Source organism: Mesorhizobium sp. M4B.F.Ca.ET.143.01.1.1 (assembly GCF_004792275.1).
GTDB lineage: Bacteria > Pseudomonadota > Alphaproteobacteria > Rhizobiales > Rhizobiaceae > Mesorhizobium > Mesorhizobium abyssinicae.
Map to the genome: position 1 here is coordinate 610861 of NZ_SRSR01000001.1, position 21606 is coordinate 632466.

26 protein-coding genes and 1 tRNA gene are annotated in these 21606 nt (G+C 65.0%); 14 read left to right on the forward strand and 13 right to left on the reverse strand.

Annotated features, from left to right (window positions below; translation table 11 throughout):
- Positions 1–35 precede the first annotated feature (35 nt).
- Entirely contained in the window at positions 36–812 is a 777-nt protein-coding gene (gene ubiE, locus EN786_RS02885; RefSeq protein WP_127308935.1) for a bifunctional demethylmenaquinone methyltransferase/2-methoxy-6-polyprenyl-1,4-benzoquinol methylase UbiE, read from the reverse strand.
- Between the two features lie 135 nt (positions 813–947).
- Between ubiE and EN786_RS02890 the strand changes: the two genes are divergently transcribed.
- The 3 genes from EN786_RS02890 to EN786_RS02900 all read left to right on the forward strand — a co-directional run bounded on the left by EN786_RS02890 (position 948) and on the right by EN786_RS02900 (position 3335).
- The gene (locus EN786_RS02890) at positions 948–1922 is read left to right on the forward strand and encodes an adenosine deaminase (RefSeq protein ID WP_127308934.1); all 975 of its coding nucleotides are present in this window, start codon (positions 948–950) and stop codon (positions 1920–1922) included.
- 114 nt (positions 1923–2036) lie between these two features.
- Positions 2037–2666 carry a uracil phosphoribosyltransferase gene (upp, locus tag EN786_RS02895; RefSeq protein WP_126058358.1) on the forward strand — a complete coding sequence of 210 codons (630 nt, stop codon included), beginning with the start codon at positions 2037–2039 and terminating at the stop codon, positions 2664–2666.
- Positions 2667–2771: 105 nt separating this feature from the next.
- On the forward strand, positions 2772–3335 hold the full coding sequence (locus EN786_RS02900) for a TIGR02281 family clan AA aspartic protease (RefSeq protein WP_127308933.1): 564 nt from the start codon (positions 2772–2774) through the stop codon (positions 3333–3335).
- An 18-nt stretch (positions 3336–3353) separates the two neighbouring features.
- Here EN786_RS02900 and deoA read toward each other — a convergent pair whose 3' ends face one another.
- The 6 genes from deoA to EN786_RS02930 are packed head-to-tail and all read right to left on the reverse strand — an operon-like array spanning position 3354 to position 9565.
- The gene (deoA, locus tag EN786_RS02905) at positions 3354–4670 is read right to left on the reverse strand and encodes a thymidine phosphorylase (protein WP_127308932.1); all 1317 of its coding nucleotides are present in this window, start codon (positions 4668–4670) and stop codon (positions 3354–3356) included.
- Positions 4670–5479: a purine-nucleoside phosphorylase gene (locus EN786_RS02910; protein ID WP_127308931.1), complete on the reverse strand. Its 810-nt coding sequence runs from the start codon at positions 5477–5479 to the stop codon at positions 4670–4672. Before EN786_RS02910 ends, deoA begins: the two co-directional genes overlap by 1 nt.
- Positions 5476–5868, reverse strand: coding sequence for a cytidine deaminase (gene cdd, locus EN786_RS02915; RefSeq protein WP_127286137.1), 393 nt, complete (start codon positions 5866–5868; stop codon positions 5476–5478). Before cdd ends, EN786_RS02910 begins: the two co-directional genes overlap by 4 nt.
- 55 nt (positions 5869–5923) lie before the next feature.
- Positions 5924–6895 (reverse strand): ABC transporter permease, encoded by a 972-nt coding sequence (locus EN786_RS02920; RefSeq protein ID WP_127312239.1) that lies wholly within the window; start codon positions 6893–6895, stop codon positions 5924–5926.
- Position 6896: 1 nt separating this feature from the next.
- On the reverse strand, positions 6897–8036 hold the full coding sequence (locus EN786_RS02925) for an ABC transporter permease (RefSeq protein ID WP_135907956.1): 1140 nt from the start codon (positions 8034–8036) through the stop codon (positions 6897–6899).
- Positions 8033–9565 (reverse strand): ABC transporter ATP-binding protein, encoded by a 1533-nt coding sequence (locus EN786_RS02930; RefSeq protein WP_127283528.1) that lies wholly within the window; start codon positions 9563–9565, stop codon positions 8033–8035. Before EN786_RS02930 ends, EN786_RS02925 begins: the two co-directional genes overlap by 4 nt.
- 209 nt (positions 9566–9774) lie before the next feature.
- On the opposite strand from EN786_RS02930, the gene EN786_RS02935 reads away from it, so the two are divergent.
- Together EN786_RS02935 and EN786_RS02940 are read left to right on the forward strand one after the other, a co-directional pair.
- Entirely contained in the window at positions 9775–9981 is a 207-nt protein-coding gene (locus tag EN786_RS02935; protein ID WP_187331332.1) for a SlyX family protein, read from the forward strand.
- A gap of 15 nt (positions 9982–9996) precedes the next feature.
- Positions 9997–10434, forward strand: a complete 438-nt coding sequence (locus EN786_RS02940) for a hypothetical protein (RefSeq protein WP_127283527.1) — start codon at positions 9997–9999, stop codon at positions 10432–10434.
- A 135-nt stretch (positions 10435–10569) separates the two neighbouring features.
- Here EN786_RS02940 and EN786_RS02945 read toward each other — a convergent pair whose 3' ends face one another.
- From EN786_RS02945 to EN786_RS02955, 3 genes are all read right to left on the reverse strand, one after another.
- The gene (locus tag EN786_RS02945) at positions 10570–11559 is read right to left on the reverse strand and encodes a BMP family ABC transporter substrate-binding protein (RefSeq protein ID WP_127283526.1); all 990 of its coding nucleotides are present in this window, start codon (positions 11557–11559) and stop codon (positions 10570–10572) included.
- 231 nt (positions 11560–11790) lie between these two features.
- Positions 11791–12114: a hypothetical protein gene (locus EN786_RS02950; protein WP_127283525.1), complete on the reverse strand. Its 324-nt coding sequence runs from the start codon at positions 12112–12114 to the stop codon at positions 11791–11793.
- A 123-nt stretch (positions 12115–12237) separates the two neighbouring features.
- Positions 12238–12936: a hypothetical protein gene (locus EN786_RS02955; protein ID WP_245478365.1), complete on the reverse strand. Its 699-nt coding sequence runs from the start codon at positions 12934–12936 to the stop codon at positions 12238–12240.
- Between the two features lie 371 nt (positions 12937–13307).
- On the opposite strand from EN786_RS02955, the gene EN786_RS02960 reads away from it, so the two are divergent.
- From EN786_RS02960 to EN786_RS02970, 3 genes are all read left to right on the forward strand, one after another.
- Positions 13308–13397, forward strand: a tRNA-Ser gene (locus tag EN786_RS02960).
- A gap of 428 nt (positions 13398–13825) precedes the next feature.
- Positions 13826–15196 carry a glycosyl hydrolase gene (locus tag EN786_RS02965; protein WP_127283523.1) on the forward strand — a complete coding sequence of 457 codons (1371 nt, stop codon included), beginning with the start codon at positions 13826–13828 and terminating at the stop codon, positions 15194–15196.
- A gap of 124 nt (positions 15197–15320) precedes the next feature.
- Positions 15321–16340, forward strand: a complete 1020-nt coding sequence (locus EN786_RS02970; protein ID WP_127283522.1) for an LLM class flavin-dependent oxidoreductase — start codon at positions 15321–15323, stop codon at positions 16338–16340.
- A gap of 31 nt (positions 16341–16371) precedes the next feature.
- Here the strand turns inward: EN786_RS02970 and EN786_RS02975 are convergent, their stop codons facing one another.
- Positions 16372–16809, reverse strand: a complete 438-nt coding sequence (locus tag EN786_RS02975; protein WP_127283521.1) for a CBS domain-containing protein — start codon at positions 16807–16809, stop codon at positions 16372–16374.
- A gap of 204 nt (positions 16810–17013) precedes the next feature.
- Here EN786_RS02975 and EN786_RS02980 point away from each other — a divergent pair, with 204 nt between their 5' ends.
- The gene (locus tag EN786_RS02980) at positions 17014–17397 is read left to right on the forward strand and encodes a hypothetical protein (RefSeq protein ID WP_245494469.1); all 384 of its coding nucleotides are present in this window, start codon (positions 17014–17016) and stop codon (positions 17395–17397) included.
- 160 nt (positions 17398–17557) lie between these two features.
- Here EN786_RS02980 and EN786_RS02985 read toward each other — a convergent pair whose 3' ends face one another.
- Entirely contained in the window at positions 17558–17992 is a 435-nt protein-coding gene (locus EN786_RS02985; RefSeq protein ID WP_127283530.1) for a hypothetical protein, read from the reverse strand.
- 244 nt (positions 17993–18236) lie between these two features.
- Here EN786_RS02985 and EN786_RS37580 point away from each other — a divergent pair, with 244 nt between their 5' ends.
- The 3 genes from EN786_RS37580 to EN786_RS02995 all read left to right on the forward strand — a co-directional run bounded on the left by EN786_RS37580 (position 18237) and on the right by EN786_RS02995 (position 19088).
- On the forward strand, positions 18237–18410 hold the full coding sequence (locus EN786_RS37580) for a hypothetical protein (protein ID WP_187331323.1): 174 nt from the start codon (positions 18237–18239) through the stop codon (positions 18408–18410).
- Between the two features lie 148 nt (positions 18411–18558).
- Positions 18559–18789, forward strand: coding sequence for a hypothetical protein (locus tag EN786_RS02990; RefSeq protein ID WP_127283519.1), 231 nt, complete (start codon positions 18559–18561; stop codon positions 18787–18789).
- Between the two features lie 110 nt (positions 18790–18899).
- Positions 18900–19088, forward strand: a complete 189-nt coding sequence (locus EN786_RS02995; protein WP_126058336.1) for a DUF3606 domain-containing protein — start codon at positions 18900–18902, stop codon at positions 19086–19088.
- Between the two features lie 47 nt (positions 19089–19135).
- Here EN786_RS02995 and EN786_RS03000 read toward each other — a convergent pair whose 3' ends face one another.
- Positions 19136–19621, reverse strand: coding sequence for a hypothetical protein (locus EN786_RS03000; protein WP_127283518.1), 486 nt, complete (start codon positions 19619–19621; stop codon positions 19136–19138).
- A gap of 190 nt (positions 19622–19811) precedes the next feature.
- Between EN786_RS03000 and EN786_RS03005 the strand changes: the two genes are divergently transcribed.
- Positions 19812–20177, forward strand: a complete 366-nt coding sequence (locus EN786_RS03005) for a RidA family protein (RefSeq protein ID WP_127283517.1) — start codon at positions 19812–19814, stop codon at positions 20175–20177.
- Between the two features lie 31 nt (positions 20178–20208).
- On the forward strand, positions 20209–21432 hold the full coding sequence (locus tag EN786_RS03010) for an amidohydrolase/deacetylase family metallohydrolase (protein WP_127312150.1): 1224 nt from the start codon (positions 20209–20211) through the stop codon (positions 21430–21432).
- Positions 21433–21606: the final 174 nt, after the last annotated feature.

Sequence of the window (21606 nt, forward strand, 5' to 3'; positions counted from 1 at the left end):
TGCTCATCGTCTGGCCTGCCTCAAGGTTTCCTGCCTCAAAGCTTCCAGCCCGAATGCAGTGCGGCGATGCCGCCGGAATAGTTGCGGAAGGAGACGCGGTCGAAGCCCGCCCGGGTGATCATGGAAGCGAAATTCGCCTGGTTCGGAAATTTGCGGATCGATTCGACCAGGTAGGAATAGGGTTCGCCGTCGCCGGTGACCGCCTGGCCGATCTTCGGGATGGCGTTGAACGACCAGGCTTCGTAGGCCTTGTCGAGCAACGGCATCTCGACCTCGGAAAATTCGAGACACAGCAAACGCCCGCCTCGTTTCAGCACGCGGAAGGCCTCGGAGAGCGCCACGTCGATACGCGGCACGTTGCGGATGCCGAAGGCGATCGTATAGGCGTCGAAAACATTGTCGGCGAAGGGCAGTTCCTCGGCATTGGCCTCGACGAAATCGGCGTTTTCGCTGAGGCCTTTCGTCTCGGCGCGGTCGCGGCCGACGTCGAGCATCGAGCCGTTGATGTCGAGCACCGTGGCGTGCGCGTGGCGATCGCTCGCCTCGATGATGCGGAAGGCGATGTCGCCGGTGCCGCCGGCGACATCGAGCACTTTCCAGCCCGGCCGTTTCGGCGGGTTGAGCCATGTCACCATGGCGTCCTTCCACAACCGGTGCAGCCCGCCCGACATCAGGTCGTTCATCAGGTCATAGCGATTGGCGACCTTGTGGAAAACGTCGTTGACCAGGGACTGCTTGTCACCGGCCCCTACCCGCTTGAAACCATAGGAGGTTTCCATGCCGCCCGCGGCCGTGGTTCTCTCACCTGACATTATTTTGATCCGTCATAAAACCGGCGGGACCATAGCCGATCACTGGTGCGGGCGCTATTGTTTAAGGCGCGGTGTTCGGCCGCGCTTCCAGGTGGTGGGCTTATTGACCTGGACCGAACTTGACGGGATGACTGTATGCCTCTGAAAGCGGAACTGCACTGCCACATCGAAGGGGCAGCAGCGCCCGAGCTCGTCATCAGCCAGGCGCGCAAATACGGCAAGGACACGTCGCCCTACATCAAGGACGGCGCCTTCGTCTGGCATGATTTCACCTCCTTCCTCGCGGCTTACGATTTCGCCTCCGACCTGTTCCGCACCGAGGAGGACTATGCGCGGCTGGCAGACCACTATCTCACCAGCCTCGCCCGCGACGGCGCCATCTATTCCGAGGTCTTCACCTCGCCGGATCACGCAAAAAAGGCCGGCCTGTCGCCCAAGGCCTATACCGACGCGCTCGGCGAAGGCATGGCGCGCGCCAAGGCCAAGACCGGGATCGAGGGCCGCATGATCGTCACCGGCGTGCGCCATGTCGGCGTCGAGTCGATCGAGCAGGCGGCGCGCTTCGCCGCCCGCTGCGGCCACCCGCTGGTGACCGGCTTCGGCGTCGCCGGCGACGAGCGCATCGGCGATTTCGAGGACTATGTCCGCGCCTTCGAGATCGCCCGCGAGGCCGGCCTCGGCATCACCATCCATGCAGGCGAACTGATGGGCTGGGAGAGTGTCAAGGCCGCGCTCGACCACATCCGGCCGTCCCGCATCGGCCATGGCGTGCGCGCCATCGAGAATCCCGACCTCGTCCGGCGCATCGCCGACGAAGGCGTGGTGCTCGAATGCTGCCCGGGCTCCAACATCGCGCTCAAGGTGTTCGACAGTTTCGCCGACCATCCGTTCCCGGCGCTGCTGGCGGCGGGTTGCAAGGTGACGCTCAACTCCGACGATCCGCCCTATTTCTGGACCTCGCTGAAGCGCGAATACGACATCGCCACCGAGCATTTCGGGATCAAGGACAAGGCGCTTGTCGCCATCACCAGGACGGCGATCGAGGCCGCCTTCGTCGACCGCAAGACGAAAGCAGCGCTTCTCGCCCGGCTGAACGGCGCCGGGCGCTGACTGCTTTACAGGCAAATTTCCGGCAAAAACTGTGATCGGTGACGGCCAAGCGGTTCCTTGGCCGCCGCATTGTCGCTAGGGTCTTTCGGATTGCCGGAATTCCAGGAGAGCACCATGCAGGGCGTCACCGTCGTCGACCACCCGCTTGTCCAGCACAAGCTGACCATCATGCGCAAGAAGGAGACGTCGACCGCCGGCTTCCGCAGGCTGCTGCGCGAGATCTCGCTGCTTCTGGGCTACGAGGTCACACGCAATCTCGAGCTGACGACGACCGAGATCGAGACGCCCATCGAGACGATGGAGGCGCCGACACTGGAGGGCAAGAAGCTGGTCTTCGCCTCGGTGCTGCGCGCCGGCAACGGCCTGCTCGAAGGCCTGTTAGATCTGGTGCCGGCGGCGCGTGTCGCCCATATCGGGCTCTACCGCGACCATGACACGCTGGAGGCGGTCGAATATTTCTTCAAGGCGCCGAGCGACCTCGCCGACCGGCTGGTGATCGTCGTCGATCCGATGCTCGCCACCGCCAATTCGGCGATCGCGGCGATCGACAAGCTGAAGGGGCGCGGCGCCACCAACATCCGCTTCCTGTGCCTGCTGGCGGCGCCCGAGGGCATCGAGCGCTTCACCAAGGCGCATCCCGACGTGCCCGTCTTCACCGCCTCGATCGACCGCCAGTTGAACGACAAGGGCTATATCATGCCCGGCCTCGGCGATGCCGGCGACCGCATGTACGGCACCAAATAGGCCCGCCGTTTACCGCTCGTTTACGCAAAGCCGCGGTTTCGGCCGACGTTAAAGTCGAAAACACCATGTCGGGGTTAAGGATCGGCCTTCACACAGGCCGGTCCCATGCTGCGCAAGCTCCTCTTCCTTGGCGTCTTTGCCGGAACATCGGCATCGATCCCGATCGTCTATCAGTCGAACCCGCAGATGCTCGATGGGCTGTTCAAACCGGCGGCAGCCTCCAGGCCGGCGACCGAGCCGCAGCCCGCCTTTAACCTGGCCTCGGTCCCGGACAAGCCCGCCGCGCCGCTGCCGCTCGGCCGCAAGGTGGTGGTCAACGCCGACGCGCGCGGCCACTTCAGCTCCGCGTTCAAGGTCAACGGCCGCCAGGTCGACGGCATGATCGACACCGGCGCGACGCTGGTCGCCATCAACACGTCCACGGCGCGCCGCGTCGGCATCTCGCTCAGCCCGTCGGATTTCATCCACGAGGTCAACACTGCCAATGGCTCGATCAAGGCCGCCGTGGTGACGGTCGACCGCTTGCAGATCGGCAAGATCTCGGTCGACAATATCCAGGCGGTGGTGCTCGACGACCGGGCGCTGCAGACCAACCTGATCGGCATGAGCTTCCTGCAGCGGCTGCAGAAATACCAGGTCGAGAACGGGGCGCTGCTGCTGGTCCAGTAGGGCTGCGGGACCGAACGGTCAGCGCGGCAGCACGCGCCGGATGACGGTCTTTTCCGCCGCCGGCTTCGACGTTCCGATCGTGTAGGCCGCAAGCACGGCCGCAGCCGCCGCCTCGGCATCCGCGTCGGTGCGCGCATGGACCAGCGCCAGCGGCTCGCCCGCCCGCACTTCCGCGCCGACCGGCGACAGCCTGGTAATGCCGACCGCGTGGTCGATCCTGTCGTCCGGCCGCGTCCGTCCGCCGCCGAGGCCGACCACCGCAAGTCCGATCTCGCGCGTCGCGATGCCGCTTACGAAGCCGTTTCCAGACGCCTTCACGGCGAGTTCTACCGGCGCTTTCGGCAGATATTTTTCCGGCCTGTCGATGAAATCGGCGGGGCCGCCGAGCGCTGCCACCATGCGCTGGAAGACGGCAGCCGCGCGGCCGCCGGCAAGCGTCTCGGTGGCGCGCCTTATACCGTCCTGGTTGGACGCGGCCAGCCCGGCCGACTGCAGCATCTCGGCGGCGAGCGCCAGCGTCACATCCTCCAGCCGCTTGTCGCGGAAACGACCGGTGAGGAAATCGACCGCGTTGCGCACCTCGACGGCGTTGCCGGCGGCCGATGCCAGCGGCTCGTTCATGCCGGTGACCAGCGCCGAGGTCTTCAGCCCGGCGCCGTTGGCGACCTCGACCAGGCTGCTGGCAAGCGCCGTCGCATCGCGCGACTTCTCCATGAAGGCGCCGTTGCCGACCTTGACGTCGAGCACCAGCGAGCCAAGTCCGGCGGCGAGCTTCTTCGACAGGATCGAGGCGGTGATCAGCGGCACCGATTCCACCGTGCCGGTGACGTCGCGGATGGCGTAGAAGCGGCGGTCGGCGGGCGCCAGGTCGGCGGTCTGGCCGATAATGGCGCAGCCGGTCTCGAGCACCGTCTTGCGCAGGCGCGCCACGTCCGGCTGGCTGATGTAGCCGGGGATGGCGTCCATCTTGTCCAGCGTGCCGCCGGTATGGCCGAGGCCGCGGCCGGAGATCATCGGCACATAGGCGCCGCAGGCGGAGACGATCGGCGCCAGCATCAGCGAGACATTGTCGCCGACGCCGCCCGTCGAATGCTTGTCGGTGACCGGGCCGGGCAGGTCGGACCAGTCGAGCACGTCGCCGGAATCGCGCATGGCGACGGTCAGCGCCACCGCTTCCTCGCGGCTCATGCCGTTGAAGAACACCGCCATGGCGAAGGCGCCGACCTGGCCTTCCGTGACGGTACCAGCGGTCAGCCCTTCGATGAAGGCCGCGATCTCAGGTGCCGAAAGCCGGTGGCCGTCACGCTTGCGGCGGATGATTTCCTGCGGAAGCATCAGCTCTCCGGCAGCCCGTCGCGGAACACGCGTTCGAGGATCGCCGCCAGCCGCGCCCCGCCGATGGGCGCCATGTCCTTGGTCTCCTGATGCGAGAGCTCCGCACCTGTCATGCCGGCGGCGAGGTTGGTGACGACCGAGCAGGCGGCGACGCGCAAGCCCAGGAAGCGGGCGAGGATGACCTCCGGCACCGTCGACATGCCGACCGCATTGGCGCCCATGATGCGCGCCATGCGGATCTCCGCCGGCGTCTCGAAGCAAGGGCCGGAGAACCACATATAGACGCCCTGATGCAGCTTGGTGCCGGTCGCCTTGGCCGCCTTCTCGATCGCCTTGCGCAGGCCCGCATCATAAGCCTCGGTGAGGCCGACGAAGCGGCGATCGCTGGGCTCTCCGATCAGCGGATTGGAGCCCGAGAAATTGATGTGGTCGGTGATCAGCATCACCGAACCCGGCCCCATCTCCGGATCGACCGAGCCGGCGGCATTGGTCAGGATGAGCTGCGAGATGCCGATGCCGGCCAGCACCTCCAGCGCCGGGCGCATCGCCGCGGCAACGCCGTGCTCGTAATAATGCGCGCGGCCGGACAGCATCAGCACCGGCGTGCCGGCGAAATGCCCCGCCACCACCTCACCCGCATGGCCGCTGACGCCGCTTCTCGGGAAGCCCGGCAGTTCGGCATAGGAAATGCGCCTGGCGTCCTCGACCTTGTCGACGAGGCCGCCAAGGCCCGAACCCAGCACCAGCGCGACCGTGGGCGCCAGCCCGTCCAGCCGTTCGACGAGATGATCGAGCGCCTTTTCCATCATTTCAGTATGTCGCCCCTGAAGCCGTAAGGCAGCATGTCGCCCATGGTCACCGTCTCGACCACGCCGCCATTGTCGCAAAGATAGAGTTTCGTCTCCGGCCGGCAGAACTCCGCCAGCCGCTGCCGGCAGCCGCCGCAGGGCGAGCATTTGGCCATCCGCTCGGCAAGGACTGCGATCTCGGTGATCCTGCCGCCGCCGCCCATGATGTAGTGGCCGAGCGCCGTTGTTTCGGCGCACCAGCCCTCGGGATAGGAGGCCACCTCGATGTTGGCGCCGGCAAAGATACGCCCGTCCTCGGTGCGCAATGCGGCGCCCACCGGAAATTTCGAATAGGGCGCATAGGCCTTGGCCATCGCAGCCTTGGCCGCCTCGAACAGATCATGCGACATTCAGTTCTTCTCTCCCACGATCTTGTCCAAAAGCCGGTTCGCTTCCGCGTTTGCCTCAGCGTTCCTTGACATAGGGCACGCCGCCGGCGCGCGGCGGGATCGCCTTGCCGATGAAGCCGGCAAGCAGGATCACGGTGAGCACATAGGGCAGCGCCTGCATGAATTGCACCGGCACCTTGCCGATGACCGGCAGCGGCGTCCCTTGCAGGCGGATCGACAGCGCATCGAGGAAGCCGAACAAAAGGCAGGCGAACATGGCGTTGACCGGCTTCCATTTGGCGAAGATCAATGCCGCCAAGGCGATGTAGCCCTTGCCGGCGGTCATGTCCTTCACGAAGCCGCCATTCTGCACCATCGACAGATAGGCGCCGGCAACCCCGGTGAGGATGCCGGTGCAGATCAGCGCCCGGTAGCGCAGCCAGGCGACCGAGATGCCGGCCGTGTCGACGGCGGCCGGGTTCTCGCCGACGGCGCGCAGCCTGAGGCCGAAGCGGGTGCGGTAGAGCACCCACCAGGCGAACGGCACCATCAGGAACGCGAAATAGACCAGTATCGAGTGGCCGGAGATCAGTTCCGAATAGATCGGCCCGATGATCGGCACGTCACGCAGCGCGTCGGCGCCGGGCCAGGTGATCGCCTCGAAACGTTCACCCGGCGCCAGCGCCGGCGTCCGCCCGCCCTGCTGGAACCAGTGCTGGCCGAGCATGATGGTGGAGCCGGCGGCGATGAAATTGATCGCCACGCCGGACACGATCTGGTTGCCGCGATGGGTGATCGAGGCAAAGCCGTGCACCATGGCGAAGGCGACCGAGATCAGGATGGCCGTGCCGAGACCGAGCAGGGCCGAATGCAGCACCGAGGCGGCGGCAGCACCAGCGAAGGCGCCGACCAGCATCTTGCCCTCGAGCCCGATATCGAAGACGCCGGCGCGCTCCGAATAGAGGCCGGCGAGGCAGGCCAGCAACAGCGGCACCGACAGGCGGATGGTCGAGTCGAGTATCTGCACAATGGCGATGAAGAAATCCATCTCAGGCGCCCTTCCCCTTGACCGCTTCGATGCCGACCGTCTTCGGACTGATCGACGCGAACAGCGCCTGGATGTAGGGCCGGAACATGTGTTCGAGCGCGCCGGCGAACAGGATGACCAGGCCCTGGATGATGACGATCATGTCGCGGGAAATCGCCGGCATCTCGAAGGCAAGTTCGGCGCCGCCCTGGTAGAGCATGCCGAACAGGATCGCCGCCAGCACGATGCCGACCGGATGCAGGCGCCCCATCAGCGCCACCGCGATGCCGACGAAACCGGCGCCGGAGACGAAATCGAGCGCGACATTGTGCTGGTCGCCCATCGTCGGGTTGAGCGCCATCATGCCGGCCAGCGCGCCCGAGATCATCATCGCGATGATGACGATGCGCGTTTCCGAGATGCCGGCATAGCGTGCCGCCTTGGCGCTGTGGCCATAGGTGCGCATCTCGTAGCCGAGCCTGGTGCGCCAGATCAGCAGCCAGACCAAAAATGCCATCAGCAGCGCCAGGAGGAAGCAGACGTTGAGCGGCGCCGAGCGGATCTTGGCGCCGACCAGCTCGATCACCCAGTTGAGCTTCGGCAATTGCGCGCCGTCGAGGAAGGTGCGCGTCTGCGGCGCCATCGAGCCGAGCGGCTTAAGGAAGCCGACCAGGGCATAGACCATGACGCTGGCGGCGATGAAGTTGAACATGATGGTGGTGATGACGATGTGCGAGCCGCGCCTGGCCTGCAGATAGGCCGGGATCAGCGCCCACAGCGCCCCCATCGCCGCGGCGGCAACGATCGCCAGCGGAAAGGTCAGCCACCATGGCAGCACGCTGTCGAAGGCGAGGCACACGACGCCGATGCCGAGCCCGGCAATGTAGCCCTGGCCCTCGCCGCCGATGTTGAACAGGCCGCAATGCGCCGCGACCGCCACCGACAGCCCGCTGAAGATGAAGGTGGTGGCGTAGAACAGCGTGAACGCGATACCCGTCCCCTTGCCGAAGGCGCCTTGCACCAGGATGACCGCGGCGCGGAACGGATTCTCCCCAACCAGGACCACCACGAAGCCGGCGACGACGAAGGCAACGAACAGGTTGATCACCGGGATCAGGCCGTAGTCGGCCCAGGCCGGAAGTTTTGCGTAAGGCGTGCTCATTGCGCGGCCTCCCGCTGCTCGACGCCGGCCATCAGCAGGCCGAGTTCCCCTTCTGTCGCTTCCGGACCGCGCTCGCCGACGATGCGGCCGGCGAACATCACCAGGATGCGGTCGGACAGCGAACGGATCTCGTCGAGCTCGACCGACACCACCAGCACCGCCTTGCCCTGGTCGCGCATGGCGATCAGCCGCTTGTGGATGAATTCGATGGCGCCGACATCGACGCCGCGCGTCGGCTGGCCGACGATCAGCACGCCCGGATCCTGCTCCATCTCCCTGGCCAGCACGATCTTCTGCTGGTTGCCGCCGGAGAAATTGGCCGTCTTCAGCCGGCAGTCGGCGGGACGGATGTCGTATTTGGCGATCTTGTCCTTGGCGTCGTTGCGGATGGCGTCGATGTCGAGCAGCGGCCCCTTCAGATAGCGTTCGTCGTCGTGGTAGCCGAGGATCGAGTTCTCGTTCTCCTCGAAGGCGAGCACCAGCCCGACATGGTGGCGGTCCTCCGGCACGTGGGCGAGGCCGCGGTCGCGCAGTTCGCCGGGATCGGCCTTGCCGGTGAGATCGATCGGCTTGCCGTCGAGCATGACCGAGCCGGAGACGGCATGGCGGATGCCGGAAATCGCCTCGAGCAGTTCGGATTGGCCATTGCCGGCCACGCCGGCGATGCCGACGATCTCGCCGGCGCGCAGGTCGAAGGAAATGTCGTCGACCATGGTGACGCCGCGCTGGTCCTTCACCGTCAGGTTCTTGACCGCGAGCTTCACGGCGCCGGCTTCCGCTTCGCCCTTCTCGACCCTGAGCAGCACGCGGCGTCCGACCATCAGTTCGGCGAGTTCGCCGACCGTGGTCTCCTTCGTCACCCTGGTCGCCACCATCGTGCCCTGGCGCATCACCGAGACGGTGTCGGTGATGGCCATGATCTCGCGCAGCTTGTGGGTGATCAGCACCACCGTCTTGCCCTGCTCCTTCAGCTGCTTGAGGATGCGGAACAGGTGGTCGGCCTCCGCTGGCGTCAAGACGCCGGTCGGCTCGTCGAGGATCAGGATCTCGGCGCCGCGATAGAGCGCCTTGAGGATTTCGACGCGCTGCTGCAGGCCGACGGGCAGTTCTTCGATGATCGCGTCGGGATCGACCTCCAGTCCGTATTCGCGCTCCAGCCGTTCCAGCTCGGAACGCGCCTTGGCGATGCTGCGCTTCAAGAGCGCATCGCTCTCGGCGCCAAGGATGACGTTCTCCAGCACCGAGAAATTGTCGACCAGCATGAAATGCTGGTGCACCATGCCGATGCCGAGCGCGATGGCGTCGTTCGGCGTCTTGATCGACGCCGGCTGGCCGCCGACTCGGATCTCGCCGCTGTCGGCCTGGTAGAAGCCGTAGAGGATCGACATCAGCGTCGACTTGCCGGCACCGTTCTCGCCGACGATGCCGTGGATGGTGCCGCGCGCGACCTCCAGATTGATGTCGCGGTTGGCGCGCACGGCGCCAAAACTCTTGTTGATGCCGATCAGTTCGATTGCGGCTTGCGCCATGCAGCCTGTCCCACTCTTATTTTTTATCGCTTGGTCAAAACGCCTAGCATGCTGCCCCGCCCCTGCCAATCGGCCGGGGGGTTGTCCACTCTCGACAAATCCCCGCGTGCTTGTCAATTTCGAAGGTGGCCGGGACCTTCACATTCGCTAATGTGGGGAACGCGACGGACGCATCGCCTGTGAGCGCAACAGACCGGGGTTTTGAAATGATCATGCCTGCCGACCGGCTGACGACGCTGGAAATCCGCGCCGCCGAGCAGGAAAAGACCATCGAGGAACTGTCAGGCCAGATCGCCGAGCAGTGGAAGGTGATCGAGCGGATGGAACGCAAGCTCAGCGCGCTTACCGACCGCTTCCTGGCCCTGGAGGAGCAGGCCGCGTCCGACGTGCCGGTCACCAAGCCGCCGCATTGGTGAGGGAGGGACAGCCGCATGGCCAGTGAAAGCGACCGCATCGCCCGCGCCGGCGACTATGTCTTCGGCCTGATGAACGACGTCGAGCGCCGGCGCGCCGAACGCGATTTGGAAATCGACCCCGCCTTCCGCGACGCGGTGCTGCGCCTGGCCGAGCGCATGCGCGCCTTCGACCCCGCCGCGCCGGCGGACGGCGCGACCGACAAGCGCTGGGACCTGGTCACCCGGCGCATCGCCGAATTGCCGCAGATGCGGCTTGCCGGCGTTGGTGGCGGCGACAGCGGCGAGGAAGCGGGGCCAACGATGATCCGCAGGCTGGAGCGCCCGCCCTATGGCGTCGGCCTGCACGCCCTTGGCGGCCGGCGCGGATTTGCCATCGCCATGGCGCTGGTGGCCGCCTTCGCGCTCGGCTATCTCACCGGTGCATGGTCTGCCGACGGCATGCTTGTGCCCTAGAGCAATTCCAGGAAAAGTGTGAAACGGTTTCCGTCCGCAATTGCGTCAAAACAAACACTTAGGACGCCGGCGGCGGCAAAAAAGTAACCGCCGGGCTTTCACCCGGCGGTCCGCATTGCTGAAGATCAGAGCCGATCAATACGGGCAGGCATTGTCCGACATGTAGTCGTGCACCTTGACGGTGCCGGCGATGATGTCGGCCTTGGCTTTTTCGACCGCCGTCTTCATGGCATCGTCGACGAGCGCCTTGTTGTTGTCGTCCATGGCGTAGTCGACGCCGCCTTCCTTGAGGCCGAGGTCGTTGATGCCGGCGGTGAACTTGTCATTCTTGGCATCCATGAAGGTGTTGTAGACGGCAACGTCGACGCGCTTGACCATCGAGGTCAGCACCTTGCCGGGCTGCAGCCCGTTCTGGTTGGAATCGACGCCGATGCCGAGCTTTCCGGAATCGGCGGCCGCCTGCAGCACGCCGACGCCGGTGCCGCCGGCCGCGGCGTAGATCACATCGGCGCCCTGGTCGATCTGCGTCTTGGCGATCTCGCCGCCCTTGGCCGGATCGTTCCAGGCGGCGGGCGTGTCGCCGGTCATGTTCTGGATGACATCGGTCGCGCCGGCCGACTTGGCGCCGCCGACATAGCCGCAGCCGAACTTGCGGATCAGCGGGATGTCCATGCCGCCGATGAAGCCGACCTTCTTGGACTTCGAGGCCATCGCCGCCATCACGCCGACGAGGTAAGAGCCTTCCTGCTCCTTGTAGACGACGGAGCGGACGTTGGGCTTGTCGACGACCATGTCGATGATGGCAAACTTGGTGTCGGGGAATTCGGTGGCGATCTTGTCCAGCGCGTCCGCCCAGGAGAAGCCGGCCATGACGATCGGATTGCGGCCGTCCTCGGCGAAGCGGCGCAGTGCCTGCTCGCGCTGGGTGGCATTCGAGACCTCGAATTCCACATAGGCGATGCCGGTCTCGGTCTTGAACTTCTCGGCGCCGTTAAAGGATGCCTCGTTGAACGACTTGTCGAACTTGCCGCCGAGATCATAGAGGATCGCCGGCTGGATATCCGCGGCGAAAGCCGGAAGAACCATTGCGGTTGCGGCCAGAAGGCCAAGAACGATACGTTTCATGTGATCCACACCCTGTCGGTTATTTTTCCGTTACGCACCGCCTGACAGCCCGGTTCTCCGGCGGGCAGACGGCGTCTGGCAGGAAGTATGCCCCTCCCGCTCGCGGCCAATCTGGCACGGCCCGAAACAAAATTCACGCGGAATTTTGACCTTTTGGAAAAGCATGGCGCCGGCATGCGGCGCGGCGCATCATCCGTTCTTCGGCGGCCCTTGGGGCCGGCGCGGACGACGTCAGGTGGCGGCGAACTCGCCGCCCCGCCGCTGCCGCCGGTAGCCGATGGCGTAGAACAGGAAGGCCACCACAGCGAGCACCGCGAAACCGGGCTGGGCGAGCACCCAGGCGATGACGCCATCCCACAGCAGCGGGCTGGCCTTGTCGCGCACGTAGGTCTCGAAGGCCGCGCGGGTGTCTGGCGATACCGCCAGCCAGCTCGTGTTGAGCGGCGTCATGACCAGCGCAGAGGCCGCCACCGAGCGCGTCGCGTCGACCACCGCCATGATCACCGAAACCGAAAGCGCGACCATCGCCGCGAGACGAAAGATGAAGCGTAGCATCGAGACCATCCTCCCTCGGGACGAGGTGCCAAGCCCATCGCGAGAGCCTGGGGCATCGTCCCTTCCCCGTCGCAGAGATAGAGCGTGCGCGCCTTGCCGGCAATCGCGACACGCGAATTTGAGCTATGCCGCCGGCTTGCGTTTGCGGTTGACGCGCCAGACCGCGAACAGCCCGCCGGCGATGGCGCCGGCGATCAGGCCGGCCAGCCCGATGAACACGGCGAAATAGCCGCAGGCGCCCTCGAAGCAGCTCATATCGGTGGCATCCGCGATCAGCGAGCCGGCGGCAAAGCCGGCGCAGGCGCCGATCGCCGCGCCAAGGATGATGCCGAGCAAGGCCGCGACCACGGAAACCAGCACCGACGGCCGTTCGGTTTCCGCATTGGCATAGACCGCATCGGCGCCGGCGCCGCGGCGCAGCAGATAGAGGCAAAGCAGGCCGATGGCGATTTCGCCGCCGGTGAAGACGAGGCTCCTCGCCGAGAAGACGAAGTCGGGCGTGAGCAGCACATAGGCCTGCCGCGCCAAGAGCCAAAGGATGGTCGCAACCTGCCAGATGGTGAAATGGCGCGGGAAGCGCGCCGAGCGGCTGAAGGCGAGGCCGAGCAGGTAAAGCCCCCACAATATGGTGACGATGCCCGCGATCAGGCCGCCATAGATGAGGAAGAAGACGCTTTCCGGCAGGCTGGGTTCGCCGATCAGCCGCCATGTCGACATCAGGCCGTAGACCGACATGGCCATGACGATGACGAGCCACGCCACGGGCACGTAGGACAGCCCGCTATCCGGCCGCGCCGCCGGCTCCTGGTTGGTCGAAGTCATCTCCGGACTGAGCCCCCGCAAAGCCTTGTATCGACAAGGACAGCGGACGGATGGCGAAGTCAAGCAACGACAGGCTGTGACACCCGGCCTGTGCACATCATTCGGCCCGCCGGGAGCCTGGCGAAGCCGCGGCCGGGGCCTAGCGAGCGATCCCTTATGCGGCAAAGCCGACAAAGCGCCATTATGGCTTGGCATTCGCCGCGGGATCGACTAGATGAGCCCCGCGCCTGCTGCTTCGACGCTGCAGGTGCGGGGAAGGAGTGCCCGCCGGTTGAGGGCGCTCGAGGTGCGGAAATACCGCCCGAAAATTCCCAAGGGACCGCATATCCCCAACCCGCGCGGCAAAACCGGCCGGCGCGCCATGCAAGGACGGAGAGGTGGCCGAGTGGTTGAAGGCGCACGCCTGGAAAGTGTGTTTACGGGAAACCGTAACGCGGGTTCGAATCCCGCTCTCTCCGCCATCACTGCAGCAGGCCACTAGAGCCCTGAAAATCAGACATTTTGGTTCGCAACGCGGAGTGGACCGGCTGGCGCAAGGCGAAAGTGTGAAACCACCGCCTTGGACCGACGGCGTCATTTCTCCACCACCGGAATTGCCACTCCCTCGTGGGCCGCTGCCACCTCGATCATCACCTCTTTGGCCACCTCGCAAAGCCTGGCTGTCACGATGGCACCGCCGGCCGGTCACGCCCCCAAAAAGGATGACGGCCACCCGCACTTAGCCTTAATTGAGGAACTGCCGATGCGGCTGTAACTTCGCTGGCGCGGGACCTCCAGCACTGGCTGGTTCAAGCTTAGGTCCGCACCCGACTGCGGATGTACCAGCGACGGCGGGAGCAGCGCACGCGCGCAGACCCTACTCTTCCCGGAGAGGCTTGAAGTCCAGGCGATGATCGTCCCTTCCAAAATGCTTCGCTCCCTCGTCGGCGGGTGTCTGGCGCTGGCTGTGGTGCTCATATCGCCTCACCATTCGCTTGCAGCGCCCAAAACCGCCGTTGCGACGAACGACTTTCTCAATAGCATCGGGGTCGTCAGCACATTCCCCGATCGAGGCCAGCCGTTGGCCAGGACGATCGAAATGGTCCGCTATTGCGGCTTTCGATGGGTCAGGGCGGGAATAGAAGGTTTGAGCGACGAGGGTCCCACAACCATCCAGACCTTTCTTGATCTGCATCGTGAAACCGGCGCGCGTCTGAATTGGGGATTGGTCAGTGGCGGGACCGATGTGAAAAAGCTGGTTGAAACAGGCAGAGTGCTTGCCGAAGCCGGCGCGCTGCTTGCGTTCGAGGGCAACAACGAGCCGAACAACTGGGGTGTCACCTATCAGGGAGAGAGCGGCGGCGGTACGGAGGCTTCGTGGATGGCCGTCGCAAAGCTTCAGCGCGATCTTTACCAGGCCGTCAAAAGTGATCCGGTGCTCGCGAAATATCCCGTCTGGTCGATCTCGGAACCCGGCGCGCAGCGAGACAATGTCGGCCTTCAGTTCCTTACGATCCCGCCCGACGCCCAAACCCGGATGCCAGACGGCACGAAGTATGCCGACTACGCCAATTTGCACAACTACATCTATCACTCGCATTCGCCATATCCGGCGGACAACAAGACGTGGCACGCTGCAGATCCAACCGCCGCATCCAGAGTGGACGGGCTATTCGGCAATTTCGGCGTCACCTGGGGCAGAGGATTTCAGGGCTACACCCAGGAGCAACTCAATACGCTGCCGCGTGTCACGACCGAGACCGGGGTTGCGATCGGAGGTAGCGTCACCGAACAAATGCATGGCTTGAATTTGATGAGCATGTACCTCGCGCAGTTCAAGCGCGGCTACGCCTATACATCGGTCTATCTGTTGCGGGACCGTACCGACGAAGACGGCAACCAATCCTTCGGCTTCTTCAAACCCGATTATTCACCCCGCAAGGCCGCGATCTACCTTCACAACCTCACGACGATTTTGGCGGACAAGGGTACCCTCGCCAAACCCGGCCAGCTCGACTTCACGATCGCGGACCAACCCGAGACCGTGCACGAGCTGCTCCTGCAACGCAGCGACGGCACATTCCAACTTATCGTGTGGGACGAACGATTGAGCGGTCAGGACGATGTGACGGTCCAGTTTGGCGACACACGCGCGTCGGTGACAACCTACGATCCAACAATTGGCGTTGAGCCTGTCCAAACACTGAGCAACGTGCGTTCGCTCGAAATTACGCTCAGCGACCATCCGATTGTCATCGCGCTTTCACCCAGCATGCAATGATGGAGCCGTCTGTGCGAGCGTCACGCGCTTGCGAAGGAACCAGCGGCCACCTTGCGGCGATACCGCGTGAAACCCTATATGCGATCGCATTCTGCCCAATCCTCCACCCGCATCCGGTAATCCCATGAAGAAAATTGGCTTTCTGTCGTTCGGGCATTGGTCGCCGTCGCCGCAGTCGGGGACGCGCTCGGCGGCCGATGCGCTGCTGCAGTCGATCGACCTTGCGGTCGCCGCCGAGGAGCTGGGCGCCGATGGCGCCTATTTCCGCGTCCACCACTTTGCCCGCCAGCTCGCCTCGCCCTTCCCGCTGCTGGCCGCTGCCGGCGCCAAAACCAGCCGTATCGAGCTCGGCACTGCGGTCATCGACATGCGCTACGAGAACCCGCTCTACATGGTCGAGGACGCGGGCGCCGCCGACCTGATCGCCGGCGGCCGGCTGCAGCTCGGCATCAGCCGCGGTTCGCCGGAGCAGGTGATCGATGGCTGGCGCTATTTCGGCTATGTGCCCGAGGAGGGCAAGAGCGACGCCGACATGGCCAGGCGCCATGCCGAGGTCTTCCTCGAGGTACTGCGCGGCCACGGCTTTGCCCAGCCCAATCCGCGGCCGATGTTCCCCAACCCGCCCGGCCTGCTGCGCCTGGAACCTTTGTCAGAGGGCCTGCGCGACAGGATCTGGTGGGGTGCGGCCACCAACGCCACGGCGGAATGGGCGGCCAAGCTTGGCATGAACCTGCAGAGCTCGACGCTGAAGTTCGACGAGGGCGGCCAGCCGCTGCATATCCAGCAGGCCGAGCAGATCCGCGCCTTCCGCAAGGCATGGGCCGAGGCCGGCCATAGCCGCGAGCCGCGCGTCTCGGTCAGCCGCAGCATCTTCGCGCTGGTCAACGACATGGACCGCGCCTATTTCGGCAACAGCGAAGGCGAGGATCATTTCGGCTATATCGAGCCCGAAAAGCGCGCTGTCTTCGGCCGCACCTATGCCGCCGAGCCGGACGTACTCATCGAACAACTAAAGGCGGACGAGGCGATCGCCGAGGCCGACACGCTGCTTCTCACCGTGCCCAACCAGCTCGGCGTCGCCTACAATGCGCATGTGATCGAGGCGATCCTCAAATTCGTCGCGCCAGCCCTCGGCTGGCGCTGAGGGCTCGCTTTAGACGCGCTGGCGTGATCCGTCAGTGCGCGGTCTGTGAATGCTCGCCGCCCGGCTGTGAAATGCCGCCAAGCGCCTCGCCGGCCCATGCCGCGTTGCTGCTGGTGGCGAGGTCGCCGAGCGAAATGATGCCGACCAGCCGGTGGTCGCGGCTGAGGACCGGCATCCGCCGAAGCTTCAGGTCACCCATGTTGCGCAGGATGTCGTCCACTTCCTGGTCGTCGAAGCAATATTTCACCTCCGCGCTCATCACCTCCCTTATCTTCGTATCCGGGCCTTTGCCTTCCGCGACGCCGCGAACGGCAATGTCGCGATCGGTGATCATTCCGACCAGCCGGTCGTTCTCGCCGACGGGCAAGACACCGGCGTCGAGATCGGCCATGGCCCGAGCCGCGTCCCGCAAGGTCTGGTCGGGACTGGCGACCCGAACGGCCTGCGTCATGCAATCCCTGATTTTCATGGTTCTCTCCTCACGTTGCAGCGCCCCTCGCCAATGGGTGATCTGGAAAAATGAACGCCTGTCCGAAACGTTCCATCTCGGCCTGATGGCGCCGCCGGGTGGCGGCCCCGCTCTGGTGCCTTCCTCATTCGGGAACCATCGGTCCGCGGATTGGTTGTGTCGCAAGGACACCACCCCAAAAGAACGGAAGGAAAGACGATGCGGATGTTGACGGCGATCGTCGCGCTCTCTGCGCTCGCCCTGTCCCAGCCGGCCTCGGCGCAACTTGCCGACCCGCAGCAGAACCTGCCCCCGGCACAGCAGGCGCTGCCGGATCAGCCGGCGCCCGACCAGAACCTCTCCGGACAGGATTTCACCAACATCGCCCTCGTCGCGGTGGAGGACCTGCCGGCGGAACTCAAGCAGCAGGCGGAAGCCGTGATCACCGAGACCAGCGCCGACGAGCTGCTGGAGCTGCAGCGTTCCGTCGATGCCTCGCCGCAGGCATTGTCCGTGTTGCAGGCCAACGGGCTCAACTCCTCGCAAGTCGTCGCGGCCAACATCGACGGCGACGGCACGCTGACGCTGATCATCCAGACAACGACTTGACCGGCGCGCCGGGCGACGGACCCGATCGTCGCTCGCTCGGCTGCAAGGGCGCCCGGCCGCGCAGGACCCTTTCGGTCTGAACGTCGCTCCATCCACGATGAAAGCGGTCCGGTTCGAGGTCGAACCGGAGCCGCTTCAAGTCGGCGGCCTCACCACCCTGTCAGTGGATGAACAAGGCTCTCAGCCAGGCGAAGACGCCCGATCCGGGAGAGATTGCCGCGCGCACGCGGGAGGCAGTCCATCTGGCCGGCAACGACGCGCCGACATGGCAATGGCAGACGATCTCGTGCAGCTGCCAGTCGCTCAGCTCGAAGAAGCGCCTGGCTTCGCCGTAGGTGTCATCGGCCAGGCCTTGCGCGCGAAAGATCGGATCCTCGAAGGCGACATCGATCGGAGATCCGGCGCAGCGCATTTTGTCACGCAGGTCGGGCGCCGTGTACTCGGTGCCAGTGAGCGCCACGAGGCGCCGATCGAGATTTTGTTCCAGTAGTTTCGCCCAGCGTTCGAGGCGTTGGGCTCGGGTTGCGAAGAGAGACGTTGCTTCGGCATGAACGTCGGCAACGGCATTGAGTTGGTCCACGGTTTGGTGTTTCACGGCCGCCTCCTGTTTCAGCAGATGACCCAACCCCTGAAGTGGAATTATGGCGCCGCCGATGGTCGGCAAGACCCGGAACGGGCCGCGTCGTGAATCATTTTCGGGGGCGGCGTGACCGCATGCCGCGGCCGGCGCGCAGAGGTCAGTCGGAACCATGCGCGGGGCGCAGCCGTTCTGCCCGCATCACCCGAACGTCGAGCCTGAACGAACGCGCCTGAGACACCGAGCGCAGGGACAACACAGGATGGCAATTCTTCCCAATCCCGATCCCACGCCCACTCCGATGCCAACGCCGCCGCCGCTTCCCGAACCGGAGCCGATGCGCGAGCCGGAACCGGAGCGGCTTCCGGACGAAGACCCGGTTCCCAACCCGGACGAAAACGACGCGCCGCCCAAGCACACCATCGGTTGCTCGTGACAGCGGCGTAGTTGCGGATCATCGAGGACAGGGTAGGCAATGGCGGCAGGCTGTCGCCAGTGACACTGGTCGGACCACCATTTCGCTGGCGCCGGCCGGCCTTTGGCGTATCATTGTCCGTGTGAGGGTTCATGGCAGGAGGAGGCCAATGACCATCGTGCCGAAAGTGGCAGCCATCGACCCGACGGCAGAAGAACTTGTTTCCTCTGCGCTTTCGAGATTCCGCGCCGGCGATACCGTATCGACCCGGGCGGCGATCGACGCCATCCGTCGCATCGGTCCGGCTTGCGACGACAGCGACGACCATCTGGTCGAGCTGATCCTGATGGCGGCAATTGGTAAGACCATGGGCGTGGTTTTCGACCACCGGACACATTAAGGCCCGAGCCTGCTTGCTCCTTGCGCATCCCTGCGCTCGCGTTGAATCCCAGGGTCCGGGAACCCCACCCGACCCTCTTCGTTATCTCGTGTTGAACGAGGAACGCAGTCATGGCCGACGACAAGACGAAGACCGACAACCGCGACCGTTCGCAAGTGGCCGGCGACGAGGACTACGAGGTCAGGCATTTCGCCGAGGAAGCCGGCATCACGCCGGAACAGGCCCGCACGCTCATCAAGCGGCACGGCACCGACCGCAAGGTGCTGCACGAGATCGCCGAGAGCATCAAAGGGCAGTAGGCCGAAGGCTTCAGCTGCAGCCTAAGGCCGAAGGCGTCAGCTGCAGCCTAGCTTCCCAGCGGATGCGGCATGTAGCCGACAAAACCCGTTATCTTCCAGCGGCCGCCCGCCTTCGAGCAGAAATAGAGCGTCTGCCATTTCAGCCTGTCGACGCTGCCGTCCGCCTTGGTGACCGAACCGTTGAACTTCTTGTGCAGCACCGCGCGATCGCCGTCGACGTCGATGTCGCGCATGTTGGTGACACGGAACAGCGCCTCGCGCAGCGGCTCGGCGAATGCCGTCGCCGCGGTCTCCTTCGCCTGGCGCAGCCATTCGTCGCGATAGGCGACAAGCGTCGGAAACTGCAGCCGCCAGGCGTCCGCGTCGTTGAGGAAATGCGCATGCATGCCGAAGAAACTTTCGGCGACGAAATCGTCCTCGACCATCGACCAGTCCTGCGAGAGAAAGGCATCGATGTCGCGCCGCACCAGCATTTCCCACAGCGCGTGGCGATCGGCGTCACCGGCCGGAAACGGGTTCTTGTCGAAGGTCATTTTTCTTTCTCCTGGGTCGCGGCCGGCATGGCGGCGCAAGATGCTGGCCTGCCTGTAAGAAAGCAACATCCATCGCTAAGAATGTTGCTTTCCAACAGCGGGCACTAGGAGGATCGCGTCGATAGGGGTAGAGGGTCGGCAACGGCGGGACCAGCAACCGTCCTGCCATGTCTGAACAGGAGGCTATTCCTTGCCCAAGCAGTGTTTCGGAACGTCCCATGTGCCGCTTTCGCCAGCCGTCCGCGCCGGCGATTTCGTCTATGTCTCGGGCCAGGTGCCGGTCGGCAGCGACGGCATGGTGGTCAAGGGTGGCATCGTCGAGCAGACCGAGCAGGTGCTTCAGAACATCAAGGCGGCCCTGGCGCTTGCCGGCTGCACCATGGACGATGTCGTCAAGACGACGGTGTGGCTGGAGGACGCGCGCGACTTCGGCACCTTCAACACCGTCTATGCCAGGCATTTCCCCAAGGATCCGCCGGCCCGCACCACGGTCGAGTCGCGACTGATGATCGACATCAAGATCGAGGTCGAAGCCGTCGCCTACCGACCGCTCTGACACCACAACGAACAAGCCGGAGGTTGGCCCGATGCAATTCGATCTCCTGATCAAGGGCGGCCGTGTCATCGATCCGGCTTCCGGACTCGATGCGCCGCGCGACCTTGCCATCGCCGATGGCCATGTCGCCGCGATCGAGGCCGCCATCGATGCCGAGCACGCAACGCAGGTCATCGATGCGCGGGATTGCCTCGTCACGCCGGGACTGATCGACCTGCACAGCCACGTCTATTGGGGCGGCACCTCGCTCGGTGTCGACGCCGACCGGCTGGCGGCGAAGAGCGGCACCACCACCTTCATCGACGCCGGCAGCGCCGGCGCCGGCAATTTCCTCGGCTTCCGCCGTCACGTCATCGAGCGCTCGAGGGTCCGCATCCTCGCCTACGTCAACATCTCCTTCGCCGGCATCTTCGGCTTCTCGCAGACGGTGTCGGTCGGCGAGTGCAGCGATCTGCGGCTCTGCGAGCCGCGCGAGACGGTCGCCGCGGTGCGCGAGCACGCCGATGTCGTCGTCGGCGTCAAGGTGCGCTCCGGCAAGCATGCCGGCGGCACCAGCGGCATCGCCCCGGTCGACCTGGCCCTGGAGGCGGCCGATCAGGCCGGCCTGCCGCTGATGGCGCATATTGACGAGCCGCCGCCCGGCCGCTCCGAAGTGCTGCCCCGGCTGCGCCGCGGCGACATCCTCACCCACTGCTTCCGCCCCTTCCCCAACGCGCCGGTCTTCGCCTCGGGCGCGGTGCGCCCGGACATGCGGCTGGCGCGCGAGCGCGGCGTCATCTTCGACATCGGCCACGGAATGGGCTCCTTCGACTTCGAAGTCGCGAAGGCGATGCTCGGCGAGGGACTTGCGCCTGACGTCATCTCGAGCGACGTGCATCTCTACTGCGTCGACGGCCCCGCCTTCGACATCCTCGTCTGCATGTCGAAGCTGATGGCGCTCGGCATGCCGCTTACCGAAGTTCTGCGCGCAGCGACGCAGCGGCCGGCCGAGGCGATCGCCAGGCCGGAGCTTGGCACGCTCAAGGTCGGCGGCATCGGCGACGTCGCGGTTCTGCGACAGCAAGCCGGCCGCTTCACCTTCGTCGACGCGGTCGGCGCCGCGTTGGTCGCCGATCAGCGGCTGGTCTCAGAAGGCATCGTCATCGGCGGCACATGGTGGCCGAACGACGCCGGCGACCAAAATGAGACCGAACGCTTCGAGCCGCATGCGCATCACACGCATGTGGAAGTAGCGTCCAGGCATTTTGGAAAGTGATTGGCCAATCTCCCCCCACGTGAGGGGAGATGCCCGGGTTACGGTGGCGGCACGTTTGGCGAATGGCTTCCCCCACTCCGTCGCTGCTTCGCAGCGCCACCTCTCCCCCCTCCGGAGGGAGAGGAAGGGCGCGCCAGGGTTGGCGAATTCGCGCCTTTCCTCTCCCCGTCGATC